Raw genomic sequence first — 16,396 nt, 5'->3', positions numbered from 1 at the left:
ACATGATGTTAATACCCGACTGGCCTGCTCCGGCGACGGTTCGAGCCTGTAGCACCACTCGTCTTGGCGGCGTCAGTGGCGCGCCGTATGACTCGCTCAATCTGGGTAATCATGTGGGAGACGATCCGCTGCATGTGCAGGATAACCGGCAACGTCTGGTTGCCGCGGCCGGATTGCCGGTCATGCCGCACTGGCTGGAACAGGTGCATGGCACAGAGGTGATTAACCTTGATCAGACATCGCCTGCGTCACTGACGGGCGATGCCGCTTATACCACCCGTAAGGATCGGGTATGCGCGGTAATGACCGCCGATTGTCTGCCGGTCCTGTTCTGCTCTGTTGATGGACGCGAAGTGGCGGCGGCGCATGCCGGCTGGCGTGGCTTGCAGGCAGGCGTGTTGGAACAGACGCTGCGTCATTTTCGTGCTCGCCCGGCCGACATTCTGGCATGGATGGGGCCGGCGATCGGTCCGCAGCAATTTGAAGTCGGGGGTGAGGTCCGTGAGGCTTTTATGCAGGGCGACCCCGCCGCCGATTGCGCTTTTATCCCCCGTAATGGTAAATTCCTCGCCGATATTTACCAGCTGGCCCGTTTACGTTTACAGGCCGCTGGCGTCAGCCAGGTGTTCGGCGGCGACGACTGTACGGTCAGCGACGCCGGCCGGTTTTTCTCCTATCGACGCGATGGAACAACCGGACGTATGGCAACTTTGATTTGGCTGATATAACCTATTGAATTAAGACGATCCGGAGGATTAACGTTTTTCCTTCTATTATTACTGGCAAAATCATCTTGAATTTTTGAGGGATGACCTCACTTAATCTCCAGTAGCAATTTTGACCAGTATGTATGGGAGGAGTTATGCGTCTGGATCGTCTTACCAATAAGTTCCAGCTTGCCCTCGCTGATGCCCAATCTCTCGCCCTCGGACGAGATCATCAATTCATTGAGCCGCTGCATTTGATGAGTGCCCTTCTGAATCAGGAAGGGGGCACCGTCGGCCCGTTATTGACAGCAGCTGGGGCAAATGTGAGCCGTCTTAAAAGTGAAATTGAACAGGCAATCAGCCGATTACCACAGGTGGAAGGCACCGGTGGCGATGTTCAACCGTCCAGCGAGCTGGTACGGACGCTCAATATCTGCGACAAGCTGGCGCAGAAAAAGGGCGACACATTCATTTCTTCAGAATTATTCGTGCTGGCGGTGTTTGAATCGCGCAGCGCATTGGGTGATCTGCTAAAAAATGCAGGCGCCACTCAACAGAATGTCACTCAGGCTATCGAGCAGGTTCGCGGCGGGCAGCAGGTCAACGAGCAGAGCGCCGAAGATCAGCGTCAGGCACTGAAAAAATTCACGATTGATCTCACGGAGCGTGCCGAACAGGGCAAGCTGGACCCGGTGATTGGCCGTGATGAGGAAATTCGACGCACTATCCAGGTGCTGCAGCGCAGAACCAAAAACAACCCGGTTTTGATCGGCGAGCCTGGCGTCGGGAAAACCGCCATTGTTGAAGGGTTGGCGCAGCGTATCGTCAATGGCGAAGTCCCTGAGGGGCTGAAGAATAAACGCGTGCTGGCGCTTGATATGGGTGCGCTGGTGGCGGGAGCCAAATATCGCGGTGAGTTCGAGGAACGTCTGAAAGGCGTGCTGAACGACCTGTCCAAACAGGAAGGTAACGTCATCCTCTTTATCGACGAGCTGCACACCATGGTCGGTGCCGGCAAGGCTGACGGCGCGATGGATGCCGGCAACATGCTCAAGCCGGCGCTGGCGCGCGGCGAGTTGCACTGCGTAGGGGCGACGACGCTGGATGAATACCGGCAATACATTGAAAAAGACGCCGCCCTTGAGCGCCGTTTCCAGAAAGTGTTTGTCGCCGAACCGACTGTTGAAGACACCATCGCCATTCTGCGCGGTCTGAAAGAGCGCTATGAGCTGCATCATCACGTGCAAATCACCGATCCGGCGATTGTCGCGGCGGCCATGTTATCGCACCGATACATTTCCGATCGGAAATTGCCGGATAAAGCGATCGATCTTATTGATGAAGCCGCATCCAGTATTCGTATGCAGATCGATTCCAAACCGGAGCCGCTGGATCGCCTTGATCGCCGAATTATCCAGCTGAAGCTGGAACAACAGGCGCTGAAGAAAGAGTCTGATGAAGCCAGCCTGAAACGTCTGGAGATTCTGAATGCCGAGCTGGAGCAGAAAGAGCGCGAATACTCAAAACTGGAAGAAGAGTGGAAAGCCGAGAAAGCATCGCTGACGGGCACACAAAATATTAAGGCGGCGCTGGAGCAGGCAAAAATTTCTCTGGAACAGGCAAGACGCCAGGGGGATTTAGGCCAGATGTCGGAATTACAGTACGGCAAAATTCCTGAATTGGAAAAACAACTGGCCGCTGCCACACAGGTTGAAGGCAAAACCATGCGCTTGCTTCGTAACCGGGTAACGGATGCCGAGATTGCCGAAGTGCTTGCCCGCTGGACCGGTATTCCGGTTTCACGGATGCTGGAAAGCGAGCGGGAAAAACTGTTGCGCATGGAGCAGGAGTTGCACCAGCGGGTGATTGGACAGAACGAAGCGGTGGAAGCCGTCGCCAATTCTATTCGCCGCAGCCGTGCCGGATTGTCGGATCCCAACCGCCCCATCGGTTCGTTTCTGTTCCTCGGGCCGACCGGCGTGGGTAAAACCGAATTATGCAAGACGCTGGCGTCTTTCCTGTTCGATAGCGATGACGCCATGGTCCGTATTGATATGTCCGAGTTCATGGAGAAGCATTCGGTTTCCCGTCTGGTGGGCGCTCCTCCGGGATATGTCGGTTATGAAGAAGGTGGGTATCTGACTGAAGCGGTACGCCGCCGGCCTTATTCCGTCATCCTCCTGGATGAAGTGGAAAAAGCGCACCCTGACGTGTTCAACATTCTATTGCAAGTGCTGGATGATGGCCGACTGACTGATGGACAAGGCCGCACGGTGGATTTCCGCAACACGGTGGTGATCATGACCTCCAACCTGGGCTCGGATCTGATCCAGGAACGGTTCGGTGAGATGAATTACAACCAGATGCGTGACATGGTGTTGAGTGTCGTCAGCCATCATTTCCGTCCGGAGTTCATCAACCGTATTGATGAGGTTGTGGTATTTCATCCGCTGGGTAAAAACCATATTACTTCAATTGCGCAGATTCAGTTGCAGCGGCTCTACAAACGGATGGAGGAGCGCGGCTATACCGTCACAATATCCGATGCGGCGCTGGAATTGCTCGGTAACTCAGGTTTTGACCCGGTGTACGGCGCCCGGCCGTTGAAACGCGCCATCCAGCAGATGATTGAGAATCCGCTGGCGCAGCAGATATTGTCAGGGGCTTTAGTTCCCGGTAAACCGGTTACCCTGGATGCAGATGACGAGGCGATTGTTATTCGCCAGTAATCGTTATTCTTATGATGAAGCCCGGCTAATGCCGGGCTTTTGTTTTATTTATCGCCTAATGGAGTGGTAAATCGCCATTAATTGTGGTTTTGGTTCAAAATGTGAGCGGTTGAGTTTTTTTTTGAAAATTAGTCTTGTCAGGCCAGAAGAACTCCCTATAATGCGCCTCCACTGACACGGCAACGGCGACAAGCCAGCGCGGTGTGAGGCGGAGAAAACGAGAAAAAAGTCGTTGACTCTGAATGAGGAAAGCGTAGTATACGCCACCTCGCGACAGCAGGCTGCAAGCCGGTCGCACTGCTCTTTAATAATCAATCAGACAATCTGTGTGGGCACTCGCAGGACGCTTCACTAAAATATTTGTGAAAAGTCTTGAAGAGTGACAACAGTTAATTCATACGAACTAACAGTAAATTCTTTGAGCACGTTTTCTTCGGAAAACACATCAAACTTTAAATTGAAGAGTTTGATCATGGCTCAGATTGAACGCTGGCGGCAGGCCTAACACATGCAAGTCGAGCGGCAGCGGGGGGAAGCTTGCTTCCCCGCCGGCGAGCGGCGGACGGGTGAGTAATGTCTGGGGATCTGCCTGATGGAGGGGGATAACTACTGGAAACGGTAGCTAATACCGCATAACGTCGCAAGACCAAAGTGGGGGACCTTCGGGCCTCACGCCATCGGATGAACCCAGATGGGATTAGCTAGTAGGTGGGGTAACGGCTCACCTAGGCGACGATCCCTAGCTGGTCTGAGAGGATGACCAGCCACACTGGAACTGAGACACGGTCCAGACTCCTACGGGAGGCAGCAGTGGGGAATATTGCACAATGGGGGAAACCCTGATGCAGCCATGCCGCGTGTGTGAAGAAGGCCTTCGGGTTGTAAAGCACTTTCAGCGGGGAGGAAGGCGGTAAGGTTAATAACCTTACCGATTGACGTTACCCGCAGAAGAAGCACCGGCTAACTCCGTGCCAGCAGCCGCGGTAATACGGAGGGTGCAAGCGTTAATCGGAATGACTGGGCGTAAAGCGCACGCAGGCGGTCTGTTAAGTTGGATGTGAAATCCCCGGGCTTAACCTGGGAACTGCATTCAAAACTGACAGGCTAGAGTCTCGTAGAGGGGGGTAGAATTCCAGGTGTAGCGGTGAAATGCGTAGAGATCTGGAGGAATACCGGTGGCGAAGGCGGCCCCCTGGACGAAGACTGACGCTCAGGTGCGAAAGCGTGGGGAGCAAACAGGATTAGATACCCTGGTAGTCCACGCTGTAAACGATGTCGATTTGGAGGTTGTGCCCTTGAGGCGTGGCTTCCGGAGCTAACGCGTTAAATCGACCGCCTGGGGAGTACGGCCGCAAGGTTAAAACTCAAATGAATTGACGGGGGCCCGCACAAGCGGTGGAGCATGTGGTTTAATTCGATGCAACGCGAAGAACCTTACCTACTCTTGACATCCAGCGAAGACTGCAGAGATGCGGTCGTGCCTTCGGGAACGCTGAGACAGGTGCTGCATGGCTGTCGTCAGCTCGTGTTGTGAAATGTTGGGTTAAGTCCCGCAACGAGCGCAACCCTTATCCTCTGTTGCCAGCACTACGGGTGGGAACTCAGGGGAGACTGCCGGTGATAAACCGGAGGAAGGTGGGGATGACGTCAAGTCATCATGGCCCTTACGAGTAGGGCTACACACGTGCTACAATGGCGTATACAAAGAGAAGCGACCTCGCGAGAGCAAGCGGACCTCATAAAGTACGTCGTAGTCCGGATTGGAGTCTGCAACTCGACTCCATGAAGTCGGAATCGCTAGTAATCGTAGATCAGAATGCTACGGTGAATACGTTCCCGGGCCTTGTACACACCGCCCGTCACACCATGGGAGTGGGTTGCAAAAGAAGTAGGTAGCTTAACCTTCGGGAGGGCGCTTACCACTTTGTGATTCATGACTGGGGTGAAGTCGTAACAAGGTAACCGTAGGGGAACCTGCGGTTGGATCACCTCCTTACCGAGCTGAAGTGCCTGCGTGGTGTCCACACAGATTGTCTGATGATAAGAAAGAGTCAAAAGCGTCTTGCGAAGCTGACAAGTGATGTCCCCTTCGTCTAGAGGCCCAGGACACCGCCCTTTCACGGCGGTAACAGGGGTTCGAATCCCCTAGGGGACGCCAGTATGACTGACAGTGGGTGAAAGGCACGGTCAACGCTAACCTAAAACTGATTAGTGATAGTCAGGTTTATGTTATCTGCTCTTTAACAATCCGGAACAAGCTGAAAATTTGAAACGACGGCATATGAGTGTGAATTCATGTGTTGTTCGAGTCTCTCAAAATACTTGCATCCCGAGACACTTTCGGGTTGTGAGGTTAAGCGACTAAGCGTACACGGTGGATGCCTAGGCAGTCAGAGGCGATGAAGGGCGTGCTAATCTGCGAAAAGCGTCGGCAAGGTGATATGAACCGTTATACCCGACGATACCCGAATGGGGAAACCCAGTGTGACTCGTCACACTATCATTAACTGAATCCATAGGTTAATGAGGCGAACCGGGGGAACTGAAACATCTCAGTACCCCGAGGAAAAGAAATCAACCGAGATTCCCCCAGTAGCGGCGAGCGAACGGGGAGGAGCCCAGAACCTGAATCGGCTTGTGTGTCAGTGGAAGCGTCTGGAAAGTCGCACGATACAGGGTGAAAGTCCCGTACACGAAGATGCACAGGCCGTGAGTTCGATGAGTAGGGCGGGACACGTGGTATCCTGTCTGAACATGGGGGGACCATCCTCCAAGGCTAAATACTCCTGACTGACCGATAGTGAACCAGTACCGTGAGGGAAAGGCGAAAAGAACCCCGGCGAGGGGAGTGAAATAGAACCTGAAACCGTGTACGTACAAGCAGTGGGAGCACCTTTTAGGTGTGACTGCGTACCTTTTGTATAATGGGTCAGCGACTTATATTCTGTAGCAAGGTTAACCGCATAGGGGAGCCGCAGGGAAACCGAGTCTTAACTGGGCGTTAAGTTGCAGGGTATAGACCCGAAACCCGGTGATCTAGCCATGGGCAGGTTGAAGGTTGGGTAACACTAACTGGAGGACCGAACCGACTAATGTTGAAAAATTAGCGGATGACTTGTGGCTGGGGGTGAAAGGCCAATCAAACCGGGAGATAGCTGGTTCTCCCCGAAAGCTATTTAGGTAGCGCCTCGTGAATTCATCTCCGGGGGTAGAGCACTGTTTCGGCTAGGGGGCCATCCCGGCTTACCAACCCGATGCAAACTGCGAATACCGGAGAATGTTATCACGGGAGACACACGGCGGGTGCTAACGTCCGTCGTGAAGAGGGAAACAACCCAGACCGCCAGCTAAGGTCCCAAAGTCATGGTTAAGTGGGAAACGATGTGGGAAGGCCCAGACAGCCAGGATGTTGGCTTAGAAGCAGCCATCATTTAAAGAAAGCGTAATAGCTCACTGGTCGAGTCGGCCTGCGCGGAAGATGTAACGGGGCTAAAACCATGCACCGAAGCTGCGGCAGCGACGCTTAGGCGTTGTTGGGTAGGGGAGCGTTCTGTAAGCCGTTGAAGGTGGACTGTGAGGTCTGCTGGAGGTATCAGAAGTGCGAATGCTGACATAAGTAACGATAATGCGGGTGAAAAACCCGCACGCCGGAAGACCAAGGGTTCCTGTCCAACGTTAATCGGGGCAGGGTGAGTCGACCCCTAAGGCGAGGCTGAAAAGCGTAGTCGATGGGAAACAGGTTAATATTCCTGTACTTGGTGTTACTGCGAAGGGGGGACGGAGAAGGCTATGTCATCCGGGCGACGGTTGTCCCGGTTTAAGCGTGCAGGTGGGTGGACCAGGCAAATCCGGTCTGCCGTAACACTGAGGCGTGATGACGAGGTACTACGGTACTGAAGTGACAGATGCCCTGCTTCCAGGAAAAGCCTCTAAGCATCAGGTAACATTGAATCGTACCCCAAACCGACACAGGTGGTCAGGTAGAGAATACTCAGGCGCTTGAGAGAACTCGGGTGAAGGAACTAGGCAAAATGGTGCCGTAACTTCGGGAGAAGGCACGCTGGGCATGGTGAAGTCCCTTGCGGATGGAGCTGAGCCCAGTCGCAGATACCAGCTGGCTGCAACTGTTTAATAAAAACACAGCACTGTGCAAACACGAAAGTGGACGTATACGGTGTGACGCCTGCCCGGTGCCGGAAGGTTAATTGATGGGGTTATCCGTAAGGAGAAGCTCTTGATCGAAGCCCCGGTAAACGGCGGCCGTAACTATAACGGTCCTAAGGTAGCGAAATTCCTTGTCGGGTAAGTTCCGACCTGCACGAATGGCGTAATGATGGCCAGGCTGTCTCCACCCGAGACTCAGTGAAATTGAACTCGCTGTGAAGATGCAGTGTACCCGCGGCAAGACGGAAAGACCCCGTGAACCTTTACTATAGCTTGACACTGAACCTTGAGCCTTGATGTGTAGGATAGGTGGGAGGCTTTGAAGTGTGGACGCCAGTCTGCATGGAGCCAACCTTGAAATACCACCCTTTAATGTTTGATGTTCTAACGTGGACCCGTGAACCGGGTTGCGGACAGTGTCTGGTGGGTAGTTTGACTGGGGCGGTCTCCTCCCAAAGAGTAACGGAGGAGCACGAAGGTTAGCTAATCCTGGTCGGACATCAGGAGGTTAGTGCAAAGGCATAAGCTAGCTTGACTGCGAGAGTGACGGCTCGAGCAGGTGCGAAAGCAGGTCTTAGTGATCCGGTGGTTCTGAATGGAAGGGCCATCGCTCAACGGATAAAAGGTACTCCGGGGATAACAGGCTGATACCGCCCAAGAGTTCATATCGACGGCGGTGTTTGGCACCTCGATGTCGGCTCATCACATCCTGGGGCTGAAGTAGGTCCCAAGGGTATGGCTGTTCGCCATTTAAAGTGGTACGCGAGCTGGGTTTAGAACGTCGTGAGACAGTTCGGTCCCTATCTGCCGTGGGCGCTGGAAGATTGAGGGGGGTTGCTCCTAGTACGAGAGGACCGGAGTGAACGCACCACTGGTGTTCGGGTTGTGATGCCAATTGCATTGCCCGGTAGCTAAGTGCGGAAGAGATAACCGCTGAAAGCATCTAAGCGGGAAACTTGCCCCGAGATGAGTCTTCCCTGGGAACTTGATTCCCCTGAAGGGACGTTCGAGACGAGGACGTTGATAGGCTGGGTGTGTAAGCGTAGCGATACGTTGAGCTAACCAGTACTAATGACCCGGGAGGCTTAACCTTACAACACCGAAGGTGTTTTGGTGAGAGAGACGAGAAAGAATTTGGCTTGTTCGACGGATGGATTCTGATGGTTGTGCGGCGCGGTAGCGTGGGCATGACGGTTGGAATGAAAAGAATTTGCCTGGCGGCGAGAGCGCGGTGGTCCCACCTGACCCCATGCCGAACTCAGAAGTGAAACGCCGTAGCGCCGATGGTAGTGTGGGGTCTCCCCATGCGAGAGTAGGGAACTGCCAGGCATCAAATTGTGGTGTAAGAAAACACCGGTTATCGGATTGACTCCTCTGATAACGTACAGAATCGGTGGTGCGGTAGTTCAGTCGGTTAGAATACCGGCCTGTCACGCCGGGGGTCGCGGGTTCGAGTCCCGTCCGCACCGCCAACATATAAAAGCCCTGAGCATAAGCTCGGGGCTTTTTGCTATTTTCCCTGCTCATCATTCTCTGACTGACGCTGGCGATCGTTTTTAACTCGTAATCGATCTTTTCAAAGCTATCATCTGCCGCATTACATGCTATTCGATCTTGATACCGAATTTTTCATCTGACGAGTTATACCCATTGAAACTCGAAGATAAAAACCCTATAACGATTAACAGTTCATCGGTTATAAGCAGGAACAATGTGCGTAAGAAAACCTATGCCATGAGGTACGTTGCCGGACAGCCTGTTGAACGTATCTTTCAGCCTGCGGCAATGCATTATTTAAAACAGCAGCCTGCATCTTCGGGTCCTCTGATGCCAACGGAGGATCGCTTGCGGGTGATGGTGTGGAATATTTTTAAACAACAGCGTACGAATTGGCTCTCGGTCCTGAAAGGTTTTGGCGAGAACACCCAGTTGATGCTGTTGCAGGAAGCACAATCAAGTCCTGAACTGATTCGTTTTGCCACTACGCATTATCTTTCTGCCGAACAGGTACCCGCTTTTATTCTTCCCTCTCACCCTTCTGGTGTGATGACGTTATCATCTGCACAACCTATGTATTGTTTTCCGTTGCGCGAGAGAGAGCCGTTGATTCGTCTGGCTAAATCAGCGCTGATCACTGTGTATTCACTGAGCGATGGGCGTTTATTGATGGTCATAAATATTCATGCTGTCAATTTTAGCCTGGGTGTTGAGGCTTATACAAAACAGCTGGAAACTATTGGCGAACAGTTGAAGCGCCATAACGGACCAGTGGTGATGGCGGGGGACTTTAATGCCTGGAGCCAGCCCAGAGTGAGCGCGCTTTATCGGTTTGCCCATCGAATGGGGCTTGGAGAGGTGGTGTTTTCTGACGATCAGCGGCGCCGCGCATTTGGCCGTCCGTTGGATTTCGTCTTTTATCGCGAGCTGGGGGTGGCAAATTCGTCGGTGCTGGTTACCGACGCATCCGATCATAACCCTTTGCTGGTGGAATTCGATGTTTCCTGAGCTCCTGCTGCACCAATAAATATCCTCCGGCATAGCCGGAGGTTTTTCAGATGCGCCTATAAGGCTCTGTTACCAGCCGCGCCCTAACAGGCGCATACGATCTGACATTTGCATCAAACTTCGTTACTTACGGCCCGTAAACGGGCTACCCGGATAAGGGATCGACAACTGCTCTCCCATTTTATCCTCTTCAAGCTGGTGCTTTATGTATTCCTGTATCTTCGCCGTGTTCTTCCCTACCGTATCTACGTAATATCCCCGGCACCAGAACTCCCTGTTCCTGTATTTGAATTTCAGATCTCCAAACTGCTCATAAAGCATCAGACTGCTTTTCCCTTTCAGATATCCCATAAAGCCGGATACGCTCATTTTGGGCGGGATTTCCACAAGCATATGGATATGATCTGCGCAGCATTCCGCTTCCAGAATACGTACGTTTTTCCACTCACACAGCTTTCTTAAAATGCTGCCTATCGCCAGGCGTTTCTCCCCGTAGAACGCCTGTCTTCGGTATTTTGGCGCAAAAACTATGTGATATTTACAGTTCCATCGGGTGTGCGCTAAGCTCTTTTCGTCCCCCATTGGGACCCCCTTTTGATTTCTTGTTGAACTTTTGCAGTTGCCAGACCGCAAGGTGTTTTAACAAATCAAAAGGGGTTTTGATAACTGGCTCAAAGCTGGAAGCTTTACGGAACCCCCAGCCTAGCTGGGGGTTTTCTATAGACAATAAAAAAACCGCCGTAAATGGCGGTTTTTTACTTACAAGTATCAGGAGTCCGGTGATTGTCTGTTGGTGACATAAAGTGTCAGCCTGTCGCCTGGCTGGAGGTTGGCATCTTTGATGACCGTATTCCAGCGCATGACATCAGCAATGTTAACGCCATGGCGTTTGGCAATGCTTGCCAGCGAATCACCTTTGCGAACCTGATAAACAATCGAGTTCGACTTGTTGTTGCTTGCTACGACACCGGCCGTCACGGGCACCGTTGCTTTGGCAACCTGCAATGTTTGACCCACCTTCAGAGCGCTGCCCTTGAGGCGGTTCCAGCTTTGCAGATCCTGCGTGCGGACATTCATTCGTTTGGCGATGCTTGATAACGTATCACCTGCGCGAACTTTGTATCCTACAGAGCGAGTCGCGACCGCCGGTTGCGCGGCTTTAGCCGGTTGGACAGCGGCAATGTCACCGTCTGCCAGCGAGTCTTTCAACTGTCCCACATGAGACTTGGGTACCATAATGTAATGCGGCCCATTTGGCGCAGTAACATCACGTGTGTAACCCGTGTTGTAGCTCTTCAGCTTGGTGACAGATAATCCCGCCAGTTCAGCTGCTTGCGTCAACTCCATCTGCTGACCCAGATCTACTCGCGCCAGGGCGCGGTTTTCATTGGGCTTAGGCAGCTCAACTCCATATTTTTTGCTGTGCTTGAGAATATCGCTCAGCGCCAACATCTTGGGTACATAGGTTGACGTTTCATACGGCAACGCCAGCGCCCAATAATTAGTTGGACGGCCTTTCGCTTTATTCGCTTTCACCGCTTGCATGATTCGCCCTTCACCCGCGTTGTAGGCAGCCACGGTTAGTAACCAATCGCCGTCAAACATGCGGTTCAGGCGCTGCATCATATCCAATGCAGCGGTCGTGGATGCAACAACATCACGACGTCCGTCATACCATTGGGTATGTTTCAACCCATAATTGCGCCCGGTGCCAGGAACAATCTGCCAAAGCCCTACGGCGTTGGATGATGACCTGGCGTTTGGGTCAAAAGCGCTCTCCACTATGGGTAGCAGTACCAGTTCCATCGGCATCTTACGTTCTTTAATCTGCCCGACTATCCAGTACATGTACGGCTCTGCCCGTAATGTTACATCGTGGAGATAGCTCTTATTTTTTAAGTAACGCTGTTTTTGCTCGCGGATCCGGGTGTTTTCCGGAACCTCCATCTTCAGCTCGTCGCCAATGAAGTTCCACAGATCTCGTTGCGCGATGCTGTCATCATCCAGCCACCGCGCACCGGTCTCTCGACCATCTGTGTACTTTCCTGCTTCACTTTGACCTGCCGAAGACAGACTCTGTGCATGCTGTCTGGGTTGGGAGGTGTCATTAGGCGGCACCTGGCAACCGGTCAGCACGACTGAGGCGATAAATATCGCTTTAGTCTTCATATCTGTGTCAATAGTTGCTTAAAAGACAAACAATGATACTTTGATTGGCAATTCAGTACAACAAAAACCGTCAGAATCGGTCTTTCATGGCGCGTAAGTGCGCAAAAATCTGCCAATCACCCTTGTGGTCCGTATTAATGGACAATTTTCTTTGCAAATCAATGTCATGGTAACGTAAAAAAATATTTATTCTTCGTTCCCGCCCCAGTGTGGAAGGGAGGGATGATTCTCCTTTTTTACGTAATTGCCTGATTTTAAGTAGATAATCATGGATATTCGCATCTTCTGGCCAAACGTGGTGCGCGAACTCCAGATTGGATAATGTGTACTCGTGTGCACAACATACTTGGGTTTCATCGGGTAAATCAGCCAACTTGATCAATGATTCGAACATTTGTTGTGCTGTACCTTCAAAAATGCGACCGCACCCAGCAGAAAATAATGTATCGCCACAGAACAGATATGGGCGGCTATGATACGCGATATGTCCTGCGGTGTGCCCGGGCACGGAAAAAATAGAAAATTCCGAGCCGGCCGCAGTAATTACGTCGCCTTCCTGTACTGTATGTGTCGCGCCACACGGTTTGGTTTCCTGTGGGCCGTAAATTTGTATGCCGGGGTAGTGTTCCGCCAGTTGGCGAACGCCGCCAGTATGATCATTATGGTGATGGGTCAACAGAATGGCGACAGGGAACAGCTTGTGATCTTCCAACGCCTGTAGCACGGGTGCGGCTTCGCCCGGATCCACAATCACGCATTGCTTTTCATCGTTGGCCAGTAGCCAGATGTAGTTGTCTTTGAAGGCCGGTACACTGATAAGATTCATGCTGCATCCTCATTTTTTGCGATTAGCCTGCGGAAGATACTAAAACATGAAGCCAGCACAAACATCCCAGAAGATCGTAGCGCCTGATAGTTGGGAGGCGATTCCCTGGGGAGAGTACTATCTTCATACGCTGAATTCGGCGCTGTCCCCGTGGTGGAGTCGGATATTTGGATTCCACCTGCTGAAAATCGGCCGGTTGAGTACGGCGATTGACAGCCAGACGTGTACGATTCCGCATCAGGTCAACGTCAGCCGGGAGCCGCAAGCGGCGCATGTCATGGCGGATCCTTACCAGCTTCCGTTTGTCGAGAAGTCGGTGGATGCCTGTCTGCTGGCTCATGTGCTGGCTTATTCTGCCGATCCTCACCGGATTGTACGCGAGGTGGACCGGATCTTGATTAACGATGGCTGGATCATCATCAGCGGGTTCAACCCGGTCAGTCTGGTTGGTCTGGGGCGTCTGGTGCCCGGTATGCGCCGGCGTCAGCCGTATTGCAGCCGGATGTTCAGCCAGATGCGTGTGATGGACTGGCTAAGCCTGCTGAATTACGAGATTGTGCATCATAACAGTTTGCAGGTGCTGCCCTGGCGTCAGCCCGGCCAGGGCAAGTGGAACAATACGCTGCCGCTGCTGGGATGTCTGAACCTGATTGTCGCGCGCAAACGCACGATTCCGCTGACCATGACGCCGTCCAAAACCCTGCTGAGGAAATCACCGCTGAATCGCCCGGTCGGGGCGACGAAAAGCTATCGTTATCGGCATGATTGAACGTCAGTCAGGGGGGCTCGTTACGGTAAGGCTACTCCGGCTGATAGCCGGTGTCATCAAGCGTGGGTGCGCTGGCAGCCTGGCGGGCCAGTTCATCACAGCGTTCGTTTTCCGGATGGCCTGCATGGCCTTTCACCCATTGCCAGTGCAGGGTATGACGCTGAATAGCCTGATCCAGCCGTTGCCACAGGTCGACGTTTTTCACTGGTTTTTTATCCGCGGTTTTCCAGCCGCGCTTTTTCCAGTTATGGATCCAACTGGTAATGCCCTGGCGGACGTACTGGCTGTCGGTAGTGATGGTTACCTCGCAAGGTGTGGTCAGGGTTTCCAGCGCGACGATTGCCGCCATCAATTCCATCCGGTTATTGGTGGTGAGCCGGTAGCCTGCGCTGAGGGGTTTTTCGTGTTGCTTGTAACGCAGCAGCGCCCCGTATCCACCTGGACCGGGATTGCCGAGACAGGATCCGTCGGTGAAAATCTCTACCTGTTTTAGCATCTCTGGTAGACTCTTATTCATGGTCAAAAGTACAAGTCTGACATAAACGAAACCGATGAGCACTGTAATTACACGACAAATCGTTCTTGATACTGAAACCACCGGTATGAATAAACTGGGGGTTCATTATGAAGGGCACAAGATTATTGAGATCGGTGCGGTCGAGGTGGTGAACCGTCGTCTGACCGGGCGCCACTTCCATGTCTACCTCAAACCGGACCGGTTGGTGGATCCGGAGGCCTATAACATTCATGGCATCAGTGATGAATTCCTGGCGGATAAGCCGACTTACGGCGATGTCGTCGATGATTTTCTCGATTTCATCCGCGGCGCCGAGCTGGTGATCCATAACGCGGCGTTCGATATCGGCTTTATGGACTATGAGTTTCGCTTACTGAAGCGCGATATCCCGAAAACCGAGACGTTCTGCACCATTACCGACAGCCTGCTGATGGCGCGCCGGTTATTTCCCGGCAAACGTAATAACCTGGATGCGTTGTGCGATCGTTACCAGATAGATAACAGCAAGCGTACGCTACACGGCGCGTTACTCGATGCCGAAATTCTGGCCGAAGTTTATCTGGCGATGACCGGCGGTCAAACGTCGCTGGCCTTTTCGATGGAGGGCGATACCCAGCAGCAGGCGGCGCAAGCGGAAACCATCCAGCGCATTTCACGCCCGGCATCGGCTCTGGCGGTGTTGTATGCCAGTGACGAAGAACTGGTGGCGCATGAGCAACGTCTGGATTTGATTGTGAAAAAAGGCGGCAGTTGCCTGTGGCGTAACTGAGTTTATGGTCTTTGATCACAAAGGCGGCGCTGCGCTGAAAATGTAAGCAAACAGAAGCAGTTAGTGATAAAAAGCATTGACGCAACCGATGGCGCCCCGTAGTATGCACCTCGCTCACTGAGCACAGCGCGGTGCGGTAGTTCAGTCGGTTAGAATACCGGCCTGTCACGCCGGGGGTCGCGGGTTCGAGTCCCGTCCGCACCGCCAACCATTCCGAAGCCCTGAATCATCTGATTCGGGGCTTCTTCGTTTCCGGGCCTCAGAAATCCCAGTCTTCGTCTTCGGTTTCCACCGCTTTGCCAATCACATAGGATGAGCCTGCCCCGGAGAAGAAATCGTGATTTTCCTCTGCGCCCGGCGACAGGGCGGCCAGAATAGCCGGATTGACGTCGGTCATGCTGGCGGGAAACAGCGCTTCATAGCCCAGATTCATCAGCGCTTTGTTGGCGTTATAGTGCAGGAACTTCACTACATCATCGCTCCAGCCGACGCCGTCATACAGTTCGTGGGTGTAATCCACTTCATTGTCGTACAGAGTTTGCAGCAAATCGTAGGCGAAGGCCTGCAAATCCCGTTGTTGTTGCGTACCCACGTGTTTTAACCCCTGCTGGTATTTGTAGCCGATATAATACCCGTGCACCGCTTCGTCGCGGATGATGAGGCGAATCAGGTCGGCGGTATTGGTCAGCCGGCCGCGGCTGGCCCAGTACATCGGCAGGTAAAAACCGGAGTAAAACAGGAAGGACTCCAGAAAGACGCTGGCGATTTTCTTTTTCAGCGGGTCGTCATGCTGGTAATGCGAAAGGATCAGCGCCGCCTTGTTTTGCAACGGCTGGTTGCGTTCGCTCCAGCTATAGGCGTCGTCCACTTCGCTGGTCAGACACAGGGTGGAAAAGATGGCGCTGTAAGAGCGGGCGTGGACCGCTTCCATAAACCCGATGTTGGAGAGCACGGCCTCCTCATGCGGCGTCAACGCATCGGCCATCAGCGCAGGGGCGCCCTGAGTATTCTGCAATGTATCCAGCAGCGTCAGGCCGGTAAACACGCGCAGCGTGAGTTGACGTTCGATATCGCTCAATTGCGCCCAGGATGGCATATCGTTGGACAGCGCGATTTTTTCCGGCAGCCAGAAATTGGTGGTCAGCCGGTTCCAGACCTCCAGATCCTTGTCATCCTGCGGGCGATTCCAGTTAATGGCCTTCAGGGGCGAAAGCGGACTCATGCAGTTATCTCCGTTGTTC

Annotated in this window: 10 protein-coding genes, 3 tRNA genes and 3 rRNA genes; 11 read left to right on the top strand and 5 right to left on the bottom strand. The window is 53.0% G+C overall.

Going from position 1 to position 16,396, the window contains the following annotated elements; all coding sequences use genetic code 11:
• Window positions 1-2: 2 nt before the first annotated feature.
• The 8 genes from yfiH to CPA59_RS17135 all read left to right on the top strand — a co-directional run bounded on the left by yfiH (window position 3) and on the right by CPA59_RS17135 (window position 10,105).
• The gene (gene yfiH, locus CPA59_RS17175; RefSeq protein WP_038921087.1) at window positions 3-728 is read left to right on the top strand and encodes a purine nucleoside phosphorylase YfiH; all 726 of its coding nucleotides are present in this window, start codon (window positions 3-5) and stop codon (window positions 726-728) included.
• A 134-nt stretch (window positions 729-862) separates the two neighbouring features.
• On the top strand, window positions 863-3,436 hold the full coding sequence (clpB, locus tag CPA59_RS17170; protein ID WP_038919939.1) for an ATP-dependent chaperone ClpB: 2,574 nt from the start codon (window positions 863-865) through the stop codon (window positions 3,434-3,436).
• 454 nt (window positions 3,437-3,890) lie between these two features.
• Window positions 3,891-5,432, top strand: a 16S ribosomal RNA gene (locus CPA59_RS17160).
• Window positions 5,433-5,518: 86 nt separating this feature from the next.
• Window positions 5,519-5,594, top strand: a tRNA-Glu gene (locus CPA59_RS17155).
• Between the two features lie 193 nt (window positions 5,595-5,787).
• A 23S ribosomal RNA gene (locus tag CPA59_RS17150) occupies window positions 5,788-8,693 on the top strand.
• A 120-nt stretch (window positions 8,694-8,813) separates the two neighbouring features.
• Window positions 8,814-8,929: ribosomal RNA gene (gene rrf / locus CPA59_RS17145) — 5S ribosomal RNA — on the top strand.
• Together the 16S, 23S and 5S rRNA genes with 2 tRNA genes alongside form the textbook arrangement of a ribosomal RNA operon.
• Before the next feature lie 66 nt (window positions 8,930-8,995).
• Window positions 8,996-9,072 (top strand) — tRNA-Asp (locus tag CPA59_RS17140).
• Window positions 9,073-9,313: 241 nt separating this feature from the next.
• Window positions 9,314-10,105, top strand: a complete 792-nt coding sequence (locus CPA59_RS17135) for an endonuclease/exonuclease/phosphatase family protein (protein ID WP_107760188.1) — start codon at window positions 9,314-9,316, stop codon at window positions 10,103-10,105.
• Window positions 10,106-10,228: 123 nt separating this feature from the next.
• On the opposite strand, the gene tnpA is transcribed toward CPA59_RS17135, so the two are convergent.
• The 3 genes from tnpA to gloB all read right to left on the bottom strand — a co-directional run bounded on the left by tnpA (window position 10,229) and on the right by gloB (window position 13,100).
• Window positions 10,229-10,687, bottom strand: coding sequence for an IS200/IS605 family transposase (tnpA, locus tag CPA59_RS17125; RefSeq protein WP_038918153.1), 459 nt, complete (start codon window positions 10,685-10,687; stop codon window positions 10,229-10,231).
• 186 nt (window positions 10,688-10,873) lie between these two features.
• Window positions 10,874-12,274: a murein transglycosylase D gene (mltD, locus tag CPA59_RS17115; RefSeq protein ID WP_038919937.1), complete on the bottom strand. Its 1,401-nt coding sequence runs from the start codon at window positions 12,272-12,274 to the stop codon at window positions 10,874-10,876.
• 70 nt (window positions 12,275-12,344) lie between these two features.
• A complete protein-coding gene (gloB, locus tag CPA59_RS17110) occupies window positions 12,345-13,100 on the bottom strand; it encodes a hydroxyacylglutathione hydrolase (protein WP_107760184.1) in 756 nt (251 codons plus the stop codon).
• Window positions 13,101-13,146: 46 nt separating this feature from the next.
• Here gloB and CPA59_RS17105 point away from each other — a divergent pair, with 46 nt between their 5' ends.
• Complete coding sequence (locus CPA59_RS17105) at window positions 13,147-13,869, top strand: class I SAM-dependent methyltransferase (RefSeq protein WP_049853593.1); 723 nt, start codon at window positions 13,147-13,149, stop codon at window positions 13,867-13,869.
• A 31-nt stretch (window positions 13,870-13,900) separates the two neighbouring features.
• Here CPA59_RS17105 and rnhA read toward each other — a convergent pair whose 3' ends face one another.
• Window positions 13,901-14,467 (bottom strand): ribonuclease HI, encoded by a 567-nt coding sequence (gene rnhA / locus CPA59_RS17100; RefSeq protein WP_161131269.1) that lies wholly within the window; start codon window positions 14,465-14,467, stop codon window positions 13,901-13,903.
• Here rnhA and dnaQ point away from each other — a divergent pair.
• The gene (dnaQ, locus tag CPA59_RS17095; protein ID WP_038919932.1) at window positions 14,421-15,155 is read left to right on the top strand and encodes a DNA polymerase III subunit epsilon; all 735 of its coding nucleotides are present in this window, start codon (window positions 14,421-14,423) and stop codon (window positions 15,153-15,155) included. The genes rnhA and dnaQ overlap by 47 nt on opposite strands.
• Before the next feature lie 130 nt (window positions 15,156-15,285).
• Window positions 15,286-15,362: transfer RNA gene (locus CPA59_RS17090), tRNA-Asp, on the top strand.
• 52 nt (window positions 15,363-15,414) lie between these two features.
• Here the strand turns inward: CPA59_RS17090 and nrdF are convergent.
• A complete protein-coding gene (gene nrdF / locus CPA59_RS17085; protein ID WP_038919931.1) occupies window positions 15,415-16,377 on the bottom strand; it encodes a class 1b ribonucleoside-diphosphate reductase subunit beta in 963 nt (320 codons plus the stop codon).
• Window positions 16,378-16,396 lie beyond the last annotated feature (19 nt).

It is taken from the genome of Dickeya sp. Secpp 1600 (assembly GCF_003049805.1).
Classification (GTDB): Bacteria; Pseudomonadota; Gammaproteobacteria; order Enterobacterales; family Enterobacteriaceae; genus Dickeya; species Dickeya fangzhongdai.
The sequence above is the reverse complement of the archived record's forward strand: the minus strand, read 5'-3'. Positions and strand labels throughout refer to the sequence as shown.

Bases quoted from the DNA above. Each gene is read 5' to 3' on its own strand.
- yfiH (WP_038921087.1), top strand. From the start codon at position 3: ATGATGTTAATACCCGACTGGCCTGCTCCGGCGACGGTTCGAGCCTGT.
- clpB (WP_038919939.1), top strand. From the start codon at position 863: ATGCGTCTGGATCGTCTTACCAATAAGTTCCAGCTTGCCCTCGCTGAT.
- tnpA (WP_038918153.1), bottom strand. From the start codon at position 10,687: ATGGGGGACGAAAAGAGCTTAGCGCACACCCGATGGAACTGTAAATAT.
- mltD (WP_038919937.1), bottom strand. From the start codon at position 12,274: ATGAAGACTAAAGCGATATTTATCGCCTCAGTCGTGCTGACCGGTTGC.
- gloB (WP_107760184.1), bottom strand. From the start codon at position 13,100: ATGAATCTTATCAGTGTACCGGCCTTCAAAGACAACTACATCTGGCTA.
- CPA59_RS17105 (WP_049853593.1), top strand. From the start codon at position 13,147: ATGAAGCCAGCACAAACATCCCAGAAGATCGTAGCGCCTGATAGTTGG.
- dnaQ (WP_038919932.1), top strand. From the start codon at position 14,421: ATGAGCACTGTAATTACACGACAAATCGTTCTTGATACTGAAACCACC.
- nrdF (WP_038919931.1), bottom strand. From the start codon at position 16,377: ATGAGTCCGCTTTCGCCCCTGAAGGCCATTAACTGGAATCGCCCGCAG.